The following is a 14,560-nucleotide window of genomic DNA, read 5'->3' as shown; positions in this document are numbered from 1 at the left end:
CGCAGTGGAATCACGGATACCCGGCCTGTCGCCGGGTTTTCAGGTAAGGAAATCATTATGGACGTAATGAGAAGTCTGCTGGGTATGGCGGTACTGTTGGCGATAGCCTTCCTCCTGTCGGTCAATAAACGCCGTATCAGCCTGCGCACCGTCGGCGCCGCATTCGTATTGCAGGTGGCGATCGGCGGCATCATGCTCTATTTCCCACCCGGCAAATGGCTGGTCGAACAAGCTGCTATCGGGGTGAGTAAGGTCATGTCCTACAGCGATGCCGGCAGCGCCTTTATCTTTGGGGCGCTGGTCGGGCCAAAGATGGACACTCTCTTTGACGGGGCCGGGTTCGTGTTTGCCTTCCGGGTGCTGCCCGCCATTATCTTTGTCACCGCGCTGATCAGCCTGCTGTACTACATCGGGGTGATGGGGCTGCTGATCCGCGTGCTGGGCGGTATTTTCCAGAAAGTGCTGCGCATCAGCAAAATTGAATCCTTTGTCGCGGTGACTACCATCTTCCTCGGGCAGAACGAGATCCCGGCGATCGTCAAACCCTTTGTCGATAAGCTGAACCGCAACGAGCTGTTTACCGCCATTTGTAGCGGGATGGCGTCGATTGCCGGGTCGATGCTGATTGGCTACGCGGGGATGGGGGTGCCGATTGACTATCTGCTGGCCGCCTCGCTGATGGCGATCCCCGGCGGGATCCTGTTTGCCCGCCTGCTCAGTCCGGCCACCGAGGAGTCGCAGGTCACCTTTGAGAATCTTTCCTTCAGCGAGACGCCGCCAAAAAGCATTATCGAAGCCGCAGCCACCGGGGCGATGACCGGGCTGAAAATCGCTGCCGGGGTCGCGACGGTGGTAATGGCGTTTGTGGCCATCATTGCCCTGCTGAACGGTATGCTGGGCGGCATCGGCGGTTGGTTTGGCATCGAAAGTCTGAGCCTGGAAGGACTGTTTGGCTACGCCCTCGCGCCGCTGGCGTGGATCATGGGCGTCGAATGGCAGGATGCGACCCTGGCGGGCAGTCTGATTGGCCAGAAGCTGGCGATTAACGAGTTCGTCGCCTACCTCAACTTCTCGCCGTATCTGCAAACTGTCGGTCAACTGGACGTGAAAACCATCGCCATTATCTCGTTCGCGTTGTGCGGTTTCGCGAACTTCGGCTCGATTGGGGTAGTGGTAGGGGCCTTTTCTGCAGTATCGCCCCAGCGCGCCCCTGAGATTGCCCAGCTTGGCGTGCGGGCGCTGGTGGCGGCAACGCTCTCTAACTTGATGAGCGCCACCATCGCCGGGTTCTTTATCGGTTTAGCGGGCTCGTGACATTCAGGCCGGGTAGCGACACTACCCGGCTTTTTTACTGCGGATTGTTCAGCAGGGACCAGGCGTTATCCACTGACAGGGTCGGATTGTTAATGCTTTCACTGGCGCGGGAAAGCGCCGCGCAGGCGAGGGCAAACCGCGCCGCATCAGCAAAATCGCTCCCGTCGAGGAAGCCGTAGACCAGGCCCGCCATAAAGGCATCGTCGGCACCAAAACGGTCCACCACAGGGTGCTCAGGAGGGTTCAGCAGGAACGGCTCCGCGCCTTGCTCACTGCATAGCACCGAATCATCTTCCAGACACACCACAATCCGCTGCACCCCTTTCTCATGCAGGGCGGTCAGCGCGGCCTGACGATCGTCGCACTCCGCCAGAATCTGCAGCTCTTTCAGCGTCGGCTTGAGGGTATGGATGCGCGACAGCCAGGGCTTGATTCTGTCGGCTTTAAATTCTGAAACCGTGTCGACAAACACCGGAACATCTCCGGCGAGGGTAAAGACCCACTCCAGAGATTCTGCCGTGAGATTACAGTCGGCCAGCACCACCCCGGCATGGGCCAGCAGCTCGCGCGACTGGTTCAGCAACTGCGGCGTCAGCTCCTGCAGGATGTGCGTGTCGTTGATGGCCAGCACGGTGTCGTCCTGCGGATTAGCAATCGACAGGTAGGTCGCCGTGCTTTGCCCGTGCAGACGGATCGTGCTCTGAACGTTTACGCCCGCCAGCCGGGTTTGCTCCAGCAGGGTTTCGCCATAAAAATCACTGCCGACCGCGGATATCAGGTGTACCTCGCGGCCCAGCAGCGCCAGGTTATGGGCAATATTTCGCGCCACGCCACCTGCCGCGCACTGAATCGCCCCCGGATGGGAGGAGGGTTCAGGGAAGCGAATGTCGGCCACGCCGCGAATATCCATATTGATCGCGCCAAGCGCCACGCAATAATCCTGTTCGGTGAGGATATAGCCCTTGCCCTTGATTGCTCCTTTGCGCATCAAATCCATAATGTGCGCGGCCACGCGCGAGCGGCTGATATCCAGAATCTGGGCGATTTCATGCTGCTGAATAAGAGGGTTGCGCCGCAGGATCTTCAGGATCTGCTTTTCCCTTTCGTTCATCATTATGCGGTGGCCTCAGCGTGCTGCTGTGCTTTCAGCCAGGCGATCTCTTCCGCCCAGATATCCGGGTTAATGGTTTCCAGCACCAGCGGAATACCGTCGAAACGCGGGTCCTGCATGATAAAGCGGAACGCGTCGTGGCCGATATTGCCTTCACCGAGGCTATGGTGGCGGTCAACGCGGCTGCCAAAGGTGCTTTTCGCATCGTTGAGGTGCATGCCGCGCAGGTATTTAAAGCCCACAATGCGTTCAAATTCCGCGAAGGTTTTTGCGCACTCTTCACTGCTGCGCAGGTCGTAACCGGCGGCAAAGGCGTGGCAGGTATCAATGCAGACGCCGACGCGGGTTTTATCCTCCACGCCGTCGATGATGGCCGCCAGATGCTCAAAGCGGAACCCGAGGTTGCTGCCCTGTCCGGCGGTATTTTCAATTACTGCCGTCACCCCTTGAGTCTGTTCCAGCGCGATATTGATCGACTCGGCGATTCGCGCCAGACAGGCATCTTCGTCGATCTGCGACAGATGGCTGCCCGGGTGGAAGTTCAGCAGCGTCAGGCCAAGCTGCTCGCAGCGCTGTACCTCATCGAGGAAAGCCGCGCGGGATTTATCCAGCGCCTCCTGTTCCGGATGACCGAGGTTAATCAGGAAGCTGTCGTGGGGCAGGATCTGACCGGAGGTGAAATGGTATTTTTCGCAGGCCGCTTTGAACTCATCAATTACCTGAGTGGTTAACGGCGCGGCGCGCCACTGGCGCTGATTTTTGGTGAACAGGGCGAAAGCGGTCGCCTCAATTTCGGCGGCACGAATGGCGGCATTTGCCAGACCGCCAGCAGCACTGACGTGCGCTCCAACATATTTCATACAGGGACTCCTGTTAACCCGCAAACGCTTATGATAGCGGGTTAACAGGAGAAGGATGAAGTGGTTTATGCCAGCAGGCTGTGTACCGCCAGGTTAATGGCACCCCCGCCGACAATCAGCCAGACGAAGAGCACCAGCGCCATCAGCAGCGGTTTGGCTCCGGCCTTTTTCAGGGCGCTGACGTGAGTGGTCAAACCCAGCGCTGCCATCGCCATCGCCAGCAGTACCGTATCAAGGGTCACCAGCATATCCACTACCGCTTTGGGCAGCAGATGGAACGAGTTAAACACCGCCACCACAATAAACAGGATCGCAAACCACGGAATGGTGATTTTGCTCTTCTCGCCGTTGCCCGCCGGAGCAAGCTGTTTCACCCGCGCGGCCAGAATCAGCAGGAAGGGAGCCAGCATCATCACCCGCAGCATTTTGGCGATCACCGCCGCATTCTCTGCTTCCGGGCTGATGGCGTGACCCGCTGCCACCACCTGTGCTACCTCATGCATCGTCGAGCCGATATAAATCCCGTAGGTTTCCGGGCTAAACCAGTGCGCCACCAGCGGATACATCGCCGGATAGAGGAAGATCGCCAGGGTACCGAAGATCACCACTGTCGCCACGGCAACCGTCACCTTGCTGGCCTCGGCCTTCACCACCGGCTCGGTCGCCAGCACCGCCGCGGCGCCACAAATGCTGCTCCCGGCGCCAATCAACCAGCTGGTCTGTTTGTCGAGCCCGAACACCTTCTGGCCGATAAAGCAGGCCAGCAGGAAGGTACTGGTCAGGGTTAACACGTCGATGGCGATCCCGCTGACGCCCACGTCAGCAATCTGCGCGAAGGTCAGGCGAAAACCGTACAGGATGATCCCGAGGCGCAGCAGGTGCTGTTTGGCGAAGATCACGCCGCTATCACAGGGTTTGTAGATGTGCGGATAGACCGTATTCCCGACGACCATACCCAGCAGGATGGCCAGCGTCAGGGCACTAAATCCCGCCCCGGCCACCGCCGGAATACTGCCGCCCCATAAGGCCACACCGGTGACCAGCGCGCTCAGCGCCAGGCCAGGAATGTAGCGCCTGACTGAATGATGATGCTCCAGGGTGAGTGTTGTCATAGCCTTCTCCTTTTCTCTGGCTAAAAGGTTACGGCGCTCTGGCTTAAAAATAAAATTGATTATATATTTATAATTAATCTCTATAAGTGGTAAGCGGGGTGCTTACCGTTCCGGATGGTGACTATGCACATTACGTTACGCCAGCTTGAGGTCTTTGCCGAAGTGCTGAAAAGCGGGTCGACTACCCAGGCTTCTCAGATGCTGGCCCTGTCCCAGTCTGCGGTTAGCGCCGCACTGACCGATCTGGAAGGTCAGTTGGGCGTTCAGCTCTTTGACAGGGTAGGAAAGCGACTGGTGGTGAACGAGCACGGGCGACTGCTCTATCCCCGCGCGCTGGCATTGCTGGAGCAGACCGTCGAGATCGAACAACTGTTTCGTGAAGACAACGGCGCCATTCGCGTCTATGCCAGCAGCACCATCGGCAACTACATCCTGCCGGAGGTGATTGCCCGCTACCGCCGCGATTTCCCGGGTTTGCCGCTGGAAATGAGCGTTGGTAACAGCCAGGACGTGATCAACGCGGTGATCGATTTTCGGGTGGATATCGGCCTTATCGAAGGGCCGTGCCACAACGCCGATATCATTGCGGATCCCTGGCTGGAGGATGAGCTGGTGGTCTTCGCCTCGCCGGCTTCTTCTTTATTACAGCAGGAGGTAACCCTGGAGCGGCTGGCGCAGGCACCGTGGATTTTGCGCGAGCAGGGGTCAGGCACGCGGGAGATCGTCGATTATCTGCTGCTGTCGCACCTGCCACAGTTCCATATGGGCATGGAGCTGGGCAATTCGGAAGCCATCAAACATGCGGTACGCCACGGTCTCGGCATCAGTTGCCTGTCGCGCCGGGTGATTGCCGAACAGCTGGAGAGCGGCACGCTGGTGGAGATCCCCGTTCCGCTGCCGAACAAGCTGGTGCGCACCCTGTGGCGCATCCATCATCGCCAGAAGCACCTCTCTAACTCCCTGCAGCGTTTTCTGCGTTACTGCGAAATGTAATCCCGCCCGGCGGCGTTTTGTCCGCCGGGATCTATTCCGCACACCAATACCATTCTCTGCTTTACTTATAATCCTGGTCCGGTCATGAAGCTCTCTTATAACAGGGCATTTGTGCCGGAAGAGCTGGCGATCGTCTGCTACAATCGCGCCTCATTTTTTGAATGGACAGCATTTTCATATGGTTTCCGAAACTAAAACCACAGAAGCGCCCGCGCTACGTCGCGAACTCAAGGCGCGTCACCTGACGATGATTGCCATTGGCGGTTCTATTGGTACAGGTCTTTTTGTCGCCTCTGGTGCGACCATTTCTGCAGCGGGCCCGGGCGGCGCGCTCTTTTCCTATATCCTGATCGGTTTGATGGTCTACTTCCTGATGACCAGCCTGGGTGAACTGGCGGCGTACATGCCGGTATCCGGTTCATTTTCTACCTACGGTCAGAAATACGTGGAAGAAGGCTTCGGCTTCGCGCTGGGCTGGAACTACTGGTACAACTGGGCGGTCACCATCGCCGTGGATCTGGTGGCATCGCAACTGGTGATGACATGGTGGTTCCCGGATACGCCGGGCTGGATCTGGAGTGCGCTCTTCCTCGGGGTGATCTTCCTGCTGAACTACATCTCCGTGCGCGGTTTTGGCGAAGCGGAATACTGGTTCTCGCTGATCAAAGTCGCCACGGTAATCATCTTTATCATCGTAGGCGTGGCGATGATTGTTGGCATCTTCAAAGGCACCGAACCGGCGGGCTGGAGCAACTGGGCGATTGGCGATGCGCCGTTTGCCGGGGGCTTCTCGGCGATGATTGGCGTGGCGATGATCGTCGGCTTCTCCTTCCAGGGCACGGAACTTATCGGTATTGCCGCTGGTGAATCCGAAAACCCGGAGAAGAACATTCCGCGCGCGGTGCGCCAGGTCTTCTGGCGTATCCTGCTGTTCTATGTGTTCGCCATCCTGATTATCAGCCTGATCATTCCGTATACCGATCCGAGCCTGCTGCGTAACGATGTAAAAGACATCAGCGTCAGCCCGTTCACCCTGGTGTTCCAGCATGCCGGTCTGCTCTCAGCGGCGGCGGTGATGAATGCGGTGATCCTGACGGCGGTACTGTCGGCGGGTAACTCCGGGATGTACGCCTCTACCCGTATGCTCTACTCCCTGGCCTGCGACGGCAAAGCGCCGCGTATTTTCGCGAAGCTGTCCCGGGGCGGCGTGCCGCGTAACGCGCTGTATGCCACCACCGTGATTGCCTGCCTGTGCTTCCTGACCTCGATGTTCGGCAACCAGACTGTCTACCTGTGGCTGCTGAACACCTCCGGGATGACGGGCTTTATCGCCTGGCTGGGTATCGCCATCAGCCACTACCGTTTCCGTCGCGGCTACGTGAAGCAGGGTTATGACATTAATAATCTGCCGTACCGTTCCGGGTTCTTCCCGCTGGGTCCGATCTTCGCCTTTGTGCTCTGTCTGATCATTACCCTCGGTCAGAATTATGAAGCCTTCCTGGCTGACACCATCGACTGGGGCGGCGTGGCAGCGACCTATATTGGTATCCCGCTGTTCCTGATCATCTGGTTTGGCTACAAGCTGACGAAGGGATCGAAGTTTGTCAGCTATAGCGAAATGGAATTCCCGAATAGCTTCAAAAAATAAGCGCACTTCCTCTCTTTAACCCGCTCATCCGAGCGGGTTTTTTTATCTCCACAGTATGCCATCTTGACATAACTTTTAACAATTGAATTGATAATAGTTATCGTTTGCCTTATCATTATCGAATTAATAAAAAGCAGTTGTGAGCAGTACATATTTGATTTTGCTGTGTTTACCTCATGGAGATAGTAAATGTTTAGGTTGAATCCCTTCGTTCGGGGAGGGCTGTGTGCGTCTGCTCTGTCCCTGACCCTGCCGGTTGTTGCGGCGGAATCTGGCGACACTATGGTGGTGACCGCTTCGGCCAACGAGCAAAACCTGAAGGATGCCCCGGCCAGTATCAGCGTCATTACCCAGCAGGATCTGCAGCGTAAGCCAGTGCAGAACCTGAAAGATGTGTTACGGGACGTTCCGGGCGTGCAATTAACTGACGAAGGGGACAACCGTAAGGGGGTCAGTATTCGCGGTCTGGACAGCAGCTATACGCTGATCCTGGTTGACGGGAAACGCGTCAACTCCCGCAACGCCGTTTTCCGCCATAACGACTTCGACCTTAACTGGGTTCCGGTTGATGCTATCGAGCGTATCGAAGTGGTGCGCGGGCCGATGTCCTCCCTCTATGGCTCCGATGCCCTGGGCGGTGTGGTCAACATCATCACCAAAAAGATCGGCCAGAAATGGACCGGCACCCTCACCGCCGACACCACCATTCAGGAGCACCGCGATCGCGGTGACACCTACGGTGGCCAGTTCTATACCAGCGGCCCGCTGGTGGATGGCGTCCTCGGGCTGAAAGCCTTTGGTAGCCTGTCAAAACGCGATAAAGACGATCCTCAGGATTCAACAACCAGCGCCACCGGCGAAACCCCGCGTATCGAGGGCTTCACCAGCCGCGATGCCAACGTGGAATTTGCCTGGACCCCGAACGAGAACCACGATTTCACCGCCGGCTACGGCTTTGACCGTCAGGACCGCGATTCCGACTCGCTGGATCAGAACCGCCTTGAGCGCCAGAACTACTCCCTGAGCCACAACGGCCGCTGGGGCCTGGGCAACAGCGAGCTGAAATTCTACGGCGAGAAGGTGGATAACAAGAACCCGAGCAACAGCAACCCAATCACTTCCGAAAGCAACTCAATTGACGGCAAATACGTTCTGCCGCTGGGAGAGATTAACCAGCTCCTGACCTTTGGTGGGGAATGGCGTCATGACAAGCTGAAAGATCCGGTTAACATCACCGGCGGTAGCAGCAGTAACACCTCTGCCAGCCAGTATGCGCTGTTCCTGGAAGATGAATGGCGGATCTTCGAGCCGCTGGCGCTGACCACCGGCGTGCGTATGGACGATCACGAAACCTACGGCGACCACTGGAGCCCGCGTGCATATCTGGTCTACAACGCCACCGACACCCTGACGGTAAAAGGTGGCTGGGCAACGGCATTCAAAGCGCCATCCCTGCTGCAACTGAGCCCGGACTGGACCACCGGCTCCTGCCGCGGTGCCTGTGAAATTGTCGGTAGCCCGGATCTGAAGCCGGAAACCAGCGAAAGCATCGAGTTGGGTCTCTACTACAGCGGGGAAGAGGGCTGGTTAGAGGGCGTGCAGGGTAGCATTACCGCTTTCCAGAACGACGTAGATGATCGCATCAGCATTCTGCGTACCGCGAACGTTAATCAGGCGCAGGGCTACCCGAACTACGTCGGCCTGAACGCCGACGGCGAACCGGTGTTCCGTTACTACAACGTCAATAAGGCGCGTATCCGCGGCCTGGAGACGGAGGTGAAATTCCCGATTGCCGAAGACTGGCGCATGACGCTGAATTACACCTACAACGACGGGCGTGATATCAGCAACGGCGACAACAAGCCGCTCTCCGACATGCCTTTCCATACTGCGAACGGCACGCTTGACTGGCAGGCAACCCAGGCGTGGTCCTTCTACGTGCAGGGCAATTACACGGGTGAGAAACGCACCGTTACCGATGGGGATGCAACGCCGGGTGGCTACGTGGTGTGGAATACCGGTGGCGCATGGCAGGCAACCAAAAACGTCAAGCTGCGTGCGGGTGTCATGAACCTGCTGGATAAAGATCTCAGCCGCGACGACTACAGCTACACCGAAGAAGGACGCCGTTACTTTATGGCGGTGGATTACCAGTTCTGATGGTGGGATCGCCGGGCGGCGCTGCGCTTGCCCGGCCTACATAGGGCACTTGTAGGCCCGGTAAGCGAAGCGCCACCGGGCATCAGGCCGCACTTACTTCAACAACTGCTGCGCATGGAAGCGCAGATGATCTTCAATAAACGACGCAATAAAGTAGTAGCTGTGATCGTAGCCGGTCTGGATGCGTAACGTCAGCGGCCAGGCCTTCTGGCGCGCGGCTTCCGCCAACACCGCCGGTTGTAACTGGCTCGCCAGGAACTGATCGGCATCACCCTGATCGATAAGCGTCGGGATCGCCTGTTCCGGCTGGCTGGCCAGCATCAGCGCGCAGCTGTCCCATTCCTGCCAGGTCGCGGCGTCCTCACCCAGATAATGGCTGAACGCTTTTTGCCCCCACGGCACCTGAGCCGGATTCACGATCGGCGCAAAGGCCGAGACGCTGACATATTTACCCGGGTTTTTCAGCGCCATCACCAGCGCACCGTGGCCGCCCATTGAGTGGCCGCTGATGGCACAGCGATCGGAAACCGCAAACTCCGCCTGGATCAGTGCCGGCAGCTCATCGCGCAGGTAATCGTACATCCGGTAATGATTTGCCCAGGGTGCCTGAGTGGCGTTGAGGTAGAACCCGGCACCTTTGCCAAGGTCGTAACCGGCATCGTCTGCCACGTCGTCACCGCGCGGGCTGGTATCCGGCATCACCAGAGCGATCCCCAGTTCCGCCGCCACGCGCTGGGCGCCCGCTTTGGTAGTGAAGTTCTCATCGTTGCAGGTCAGGCCGGAGAGCCAGTACAGCACCGGCGGTTTTGCGGCACCGTTAGTTGGTGGCAGAAAAATGCTGAACGTCATGGCGCAGTTCAGCACCGCCGAGTCATGACGCCAGCGCTGCTGTCGACCTTCAAAACAGTGGTGCTCTTCGAGCAGTTCCATGCAGGGCTCCTTCAGGAAGGTTGTATAAAGAGATGAAGGTCATAATACAGATAATTCAATAACGAGTGAGTAACTTTCACTTCCGCATTAACGACATATCCTGCATCATGAATTTACGAAACTTTAACATCTGGAGTGGTCATGGCGCTGCGTATCGCGCTCAGCGGTTTTGTGGTTCTGGTGGTGGCGATGGGAATAGGGCGTTTCGCCTTTACACCCCAGGTGCCGCTGATGATTGCGGCAGGGCAACTGACCCTGACCAGCGCCGGGCTGGTGGCGGCCATGAACTACCTCGGCTATCTGGTGGGGGCATGGGATGCCATGCGCGCGCACCGGTTTGTCGAAGGCCGTCTGTGGCTGGGGATTGTTGGCGCGGTGGCGCTGACCCTGCTCTCGGCCGTCGCCGATAACGCTGTGGTCCACGGGCTGCTGCGGTTTGTCATTGGCTGCATGAGTGGCTGGTCGATGGTGCTGATCGCCGCCTGGACCAACGATCGGCTGGCCCATTTCGGTAAACCAGGCCTCAGTGCTGCGGTCTTCGCCGGGCCGGGGGCAGGCATTACGATAAGCGGTCTGCTGGCGGTTTGGATCCAGGCCCAGGGGTTGTCGGCCAGCGCGGCATGGCAAATCTACGGTGTGCTGGCGCTGGTGCTGATCGCCGTGGTGGCTCGCTATCTGCCGCGTGCCGGGCAGCTGCACCGCCCGGGTACCACGCCGGAGCCGCTGGCGCTGACCCGGGATCTGCGTCGTCTGGTCTGGAGCTACAGTCTGGCCGGGTTTGGCTATATTCTCCCGGCGACCTTTCTGTCGCAGATGGCGGCGCTGCGCTTTCCTGGCAGCGCGTTTGCCCAGTTTGTCTGGCCGGTTTTCGGCGTGGCTTCGGTGCTGGGCATTGCCCTGAGTATCGCTCTGCGCCATCTCTCCACCACGAATCGCAGACTGGCGCTGGTGCTCTGGCTGCAGGCGGTGGGGGTGATTGCTGCCTGGCTGTTGCCGGGGATGGCCGGTCTGGTGACCGGTGCATTGCTGGTGGGCGGCGGATTTTTATGTGCGGTACAGCTCTCGCTGCTTTACGGGCGTGAACTGGCACCGAATCATACGCGTTACATGGCCGGATTACTCACCACCGGCTATGCCATCGGGCAGCTAATTGGCCCGATGACCTCGGCGCTGTCGAGCTGGCTCACCCACCAGCTGGAGCCCGCTCTGGGCCTTGCGGGTATCGCCCTTTTCGTGGCGGGCGGGCTGGTCTGGCAGCGTCAGGTTGAAAGGTAACGGCAATTGCAATAATTATCGCGGTGAATACTGGATTATGCTCGCCGCCTCGCGCACAATGACTGCACATTTTGCCCCATGTAGGGCAGAAGCGCGCCACACCTGCAGGAGAAAAGAATGTCATCAATGAGTAAAGAAGCAGCTCTCGTCCACGAAGCGCTGGTTGCGCACGGCCTTGAAACCCCGTTGCGTCCACCGGTTCAGGATCTGGACAACGAAACACGTAAACGTCTTATTTCAGGCCATATGACCGAAATCATGCAGCTGCTGAATCTCGATTTGAGCGATGACAGTCTGATGGAGACCCCACGTCGCATCGCCAAAATGTATGTCGATGAGATTTTCTCCGGCCTGGATTACGCAAATTTCCCGAAAATCACCGTCATTGAAAACAAAATGAAGGTCGATGAGATGGTAACGGTGCGTGATATCACCCTGACCAGCACCTGTGAACACCACTTTGTGACCATCGACGGCAAAGCGACCGTGGCCTATATTCCGAAAGATGCAGTCATTGGTCTGTCGAAAATTAACCGCATCGTGCAGTTCTTTGCCCAGCGTCCGCAGGTGCAGGAGCGTTTAACCCAGCAGATCCTGATCGCGCTGCAGACGCTGCTTGGCACTAACAACGTGGCGGTTTCCATTGACGCGGTGCATTACTGCGTGAAAGCGCGTGGTATTCGCGATGCGACCAGCGCCACCACGACCACCTCGCTGGGCGGCCTGTTTAAATCAAGCCAGAACACCCGTCAGGAGTTCCTGCGCGCCGTGCGTCACCACGACTGATCATCAGGGCAGAATAGATGGAAAGAAATGTCACGCTGGATTTCGTTCGTGGCGTCGCTATTTTGGGTATTCTGCTGCTCAATATCAGCGGCTTCGGTCTGCCGAAAGCCGCTTATCTCAATCCCGCCTGGTATGGCGATATTACCCTCAGCGACGCCTGGACATGGGCGGTGCTGGATCTCTTCGCCCAGGTCAAATTCCTCACTCTGTTTGCCTTGCTGTTCGGGGCCGGCCTTCAGCTGCTGCTGAAGCGCGGTAAACGCTGGATCCAGGCCCGGCTTTCGCTGCTGGTACTGCTCGGATTTATTCATGGCCTGCTGTTCTGGGACGGCGACATTCTGCTGGCCTACGGGCTGGTGGGGCTGATCTGCTGGCGCATCATCCGCGATGCGCACGATATCAAAAATCTCTTCAATACCGGCGTGGTGCTGTTCCTTATCGGCGTGGCTATCCTGCTGCTGCTGGGGGTGATCTCTGGCGGCTCCACCAACCGTTCCTGGGTGCCGGATGCGGCCAACCTGCAGTACGAGCAGTACTGGAAGCTGGGCGGCGGAATGGAGGCCATCAGCAACCGGGCCGATATGATTGGCAACAGCCTGCTGGCGCTCGGGGCGCAGTACGGCTGGCAGCTGGCAGGGATGATGCTGATTGGCGCCGCGCTGATGCGTACCGGCTGGCTGAAAGGCGAGTTTAGCTTGCGTCACTACCGGCGAACCGGGATCTGGCTGGTGCTGGCCGGGCTGGCGATTAATCTTCCGGCGGTGATCGCCCAGTGGTATCTGCACTGGGATTACCGCTGGTGTGCATTTTTATTACAGGCACCGCGTGAACTGAGCGCGCCGTTGCAGACGATAGGCTATGCCGCACTCATCTATGGCTTCTGGCCGCAGCTCTGCCGTTACCGTCTGGTGATCGCGGTGGCCTGCGTCGGACGCATGGCGCTCAGCAACTACCTTTTACAGACGCTGATCTGCACCACCTTGTTCTATCGTCTCGGCCTGTTTATGCAGTTTGATCGCCTGCAGCTAATGGGTTTCGTCCTGCCAATATGGCTGGTAAATATCCTTTTCTCTGTTTTCTGGCTGCGTTATTTCCGTCAGGGGCCGCTGGAATGGCTATGGCGGCAATTAACCGCACGTGCTGCAGGGGTTTCGTTAAGTAATACATCCGGATAACGATCTGGATCACAATCATTAACAAAACGGATGTAACCGTTTTCATCCTTGTGAGCTTCTTCACGTAGTCCTCCCTTTCTCGCTGCCAGAATAGTCACCTTGCTAAACACAGGGGGTGTCTGTGAGTTGCTGCAATCTAAATAAGGGTGGTGAATATGATCACCATTCGTGACGTCGCGCGTCAGGCGGGCGTTTCTGTCGCCACCGTTTCCCGGGTTCTTAATAACAGCGCGCTGGTCAGTCCGGAGACGCGTGAGTGCGTAATGAAAGCCGTCACGGCGCTGGGCTACCGGCCTAATGCGAATGCTCAGGCACTGGCAACCCAGGTCAGTGACACTATCGGCGTGGTGGTGATGGATGTGTCCGACGCCTTCTTTGGTGCCCTGGTGAAAGCCGTAGACATGGTTGCTCAGGAGCACCAGAAAAATGTGCTGATCGGCAACAGCTACCACGAGGCGGAAAAAGAGCGTAACGCCATTGAGGTATTGATTCGTCAGCGCTGTAACGCCCTGATCGTCCACTCAAAAGCCTTAAGTGATGAAGAACTGTCTGCCCTGATGGAGCAGATCCCCGGCATGGTGCTGGTCAACCGCATCGTGCCTGGCTATGCCCACCGCTGCGTCTGCCTTGATAACGTCAGCGGGGCGATGATGGCGACGCGGATGCTGGTGAATAATGGCCATCAGCGCATCGGTTATCTTGCGTCAAATCACCGCATTGAAGATGACGAAATGCGTCGTGAAGGCTGGCAGAAAGCGTTGATGGAGCAGGGTATTACCGCCCCGGACAGCTGGATCGGCACCGGCTCGCCGGACATGCAGGGCGGGGAGGCAGCCATGGTGGAGCTGCTCGGGCGCAATCTGCAGTTGACCGCAGTCTTTGCCTACAATGACAGCATGGCCGCAGGGGCGCTAACCGCGCTGAAAGATAACGGCATTGCGGTGCCACAGCATTTGTCACTGATTGGTTTCGATGATATCCCCATTGCCCGTTACACGGACCCGCAGTTGACAACGGTGCGCTACCCCATCGCCTCTATGGCGCGGCTGGCCACGGAGCTGGCGTTACAGGGGGCCGCAGGCAAGCTCGATATCAACGCAACCCACTGTTTCATGCCGACTTTAGTGCGTCGCCATTCGGTTGCCATTCGGCAAATTGTGGTGCCGATCACTAACTAATAATTCGTCGTGATGTAA

General features: G+C 57.8%; 12 protein-coding genes. 8 read left to right on the top strand and 4 right to left on the bottom strand.

The window, feature by feature from the left end:
• Positions 1–57 precede the first annotated feature (57 nt).
• Complete coding sequence (locus G7090_RS15585) at positions 58–1,314, top strand: NupC/NupG family nucleoside CNT transporter (RefSeq protein WP_166182999.1); 1,257 nt, start codon at positions 58–60, stop codon at positions 1,312–1,314.
• A 34-nt stretch (positions 1,315–1,348) separates the two neighbouring features.
• Here G7090_RS15585 and G7090_RS15580 read toward each other — a convergent pair whose 3' ends face one another.
• From G7090_RS15580 to G7090_RS15570, 3 genes are all read right to left on the bottom strand, one after another.
• A complete protein-coding gene (locus G7090_RS15580) occupies positions 1,349–2,425 on the bottom strand; it encodes a sugar kinase (RefSeq protein WP_166185395.1) in 1,077 nt (358 codons plus the stop codon).
• A gap of 2 nt (positions 2,426–2,427) precedes the next feature.
• On the bottom strand, positions 2,428–3,285 hold the full coding sequence (nfo, locus tag G7090_RS15575; protein WP_166182998.1) for a deoxyribonuclease IV: 858 nt from the start codon (positions 3,283–3,285) through the stop codon (positions 2,428–2,430).
• 65 nt (positions 3,286–3,350) lie between these two features.
• Positions 3,351–4,397: a YeiH family protein gene (locus G7090_RS15570; protein ID WP_166182997.1), complete on the bottom strand. Its 1,047-nt coding sequence runs from the start codon at positions 4,395–4,397 to the stop codon at positions 3,351–3,353.
• A gap of 123 nt (positions 4,398–4,520) precedes the next feature.
• On the opposite strand from G7090_RS15570, the gene yieE reads away from it, so the two are divergent.
• The 3 genes from yieE (at position 4,521) to cirA (ending at position 9,198) form a co-directional block, all read left to right on the top strand.
• On the top strand, positions 4,521–5,390 hold the full coding sequence (yieE, locus tag G7090_RS15565; RefSeq protein WP_106995356.1) for a DNA-binding transcriptional regulator YeiE: 870 nt from the start codon (positions 4,521–4,523) through the stop codon (positions 5,388–5,390).
• Between the two features lie 178 nt (positions 5,391–5,568).
• Positions 5,569–7,038: an amino acid permease gene (locus tag G7090_RS15560; protein WP_166182996.1), complete on the top strand. Its 1,470-nt coding sequence runs from the start codon at positions 5,569–5,571 to the stop codon at positions 7,036–7,038.
• Between the two features lie 189 nt (positions 7,039–7,227).
• Positions 7,228–9,198: a catecholate siderophore receptor CirA gene (gene cirA, locus G7090_RS15555; protein WP_166182995.1), complete on the top strand. Its 1,971-nt coding sequence runs from the start codon at positions 7,228–7,230 to the stop codon at positions 9,196–9,198.
• A gap of 93 nt (positions 9,199–9,291) precedes the next feature.
• Here the strand turns inward: cirA and fghA are convergent, their stop codons facing one another.
• The gene (gene fghA, locus G7090_RS15550; protein WP_106995353.1) at positions 9,292–10,128 is read right to left on the bottom strand and encodes an S-formylglutathione hydrolase; all 837 of its coding nucleotides are present in this window, start codon (positions 10,126–10,128) and stop codon (positions 9,292–9,294) included.
• A 141-nt stretch (positions 10,129–10,269) separates the two neighbouring features.
• Here fghA and G7090_RS15545 point away from each other — a divergent pair, with 141 nt between their 5' ends.
• The 4 genes from G7090_RS15545 to galS all read left to right on the top strand — a co-directional run bounded on the left by G7090_RS15545 (position 10,270) and on the right by galS (position 14,542).
• Positions 10,270–11,403 (top strand): YbfB/YjiJ family MFS transporter, encoded by a 1,134-nt coding sequence (locus G7090_RS15545; protein WP_106995352.1) that lies wholly within the window; start codon positions 10,270–10,272, stop codon positions 11,401–11,403.
• 117 nt (positions 11,404–11,520) lie between these two features.
• Positions 11,521–12,189, top strand: a complete 669-nt coding sequence (folE, locus tag G7090_RS15540; RefSeq protein ID WP_106995351.1) for a GTP cyclohydrolase I FolE — start codon at positions 11,521–11,523, stop codon at positions 12,187–12,189.
• A 17-nt stretch (positions 12,190–12,206) separates the two neighbouring features.
• The gene (gene yeiB, locus G7090_RS15535; protein WP_106995350.1) at positions 12,207–13,364 is read left to right on the top strand and encodes a DUF418 domain-containing protein YeiB; all 1,158 of its coding nucleotides are present in this window, start codon (positions 12,207–12,209) and stop codon (positions 13,362–13,364) included.
• 155 nt (positions 13,365–13,519) lie between these two features.
• On the top strand, positions 13,520–14,542 hold the full coding sequence (gene galS / locus G7090_RS15530) for an HTH-type transcriptional regulator GalS (RefSeq protein ID WP_166182994.1): 1,023 nt from the start codon (positions 13,520–13,522) through the stop codon (positions 14,540–14,542).
• Positions 14,543–14,560 lie beyond the last annotated feature (18 nt).

Source organism: Leclercia sp. 29361 (genome assembly GCF_011290365.1).
Classification (GTDB): Bacteria; Pseudomonadota; Gammaproteobacteria; order Enterobacterales; family Enterobacteriaceae; genus Enterobacter; species Enterobacter tamurae.
The sequence above is the reverse complement of the archived record's forward strand: the minus strand, read 5'-3'. Positions and strand labels throughout refer to the sequence as shown.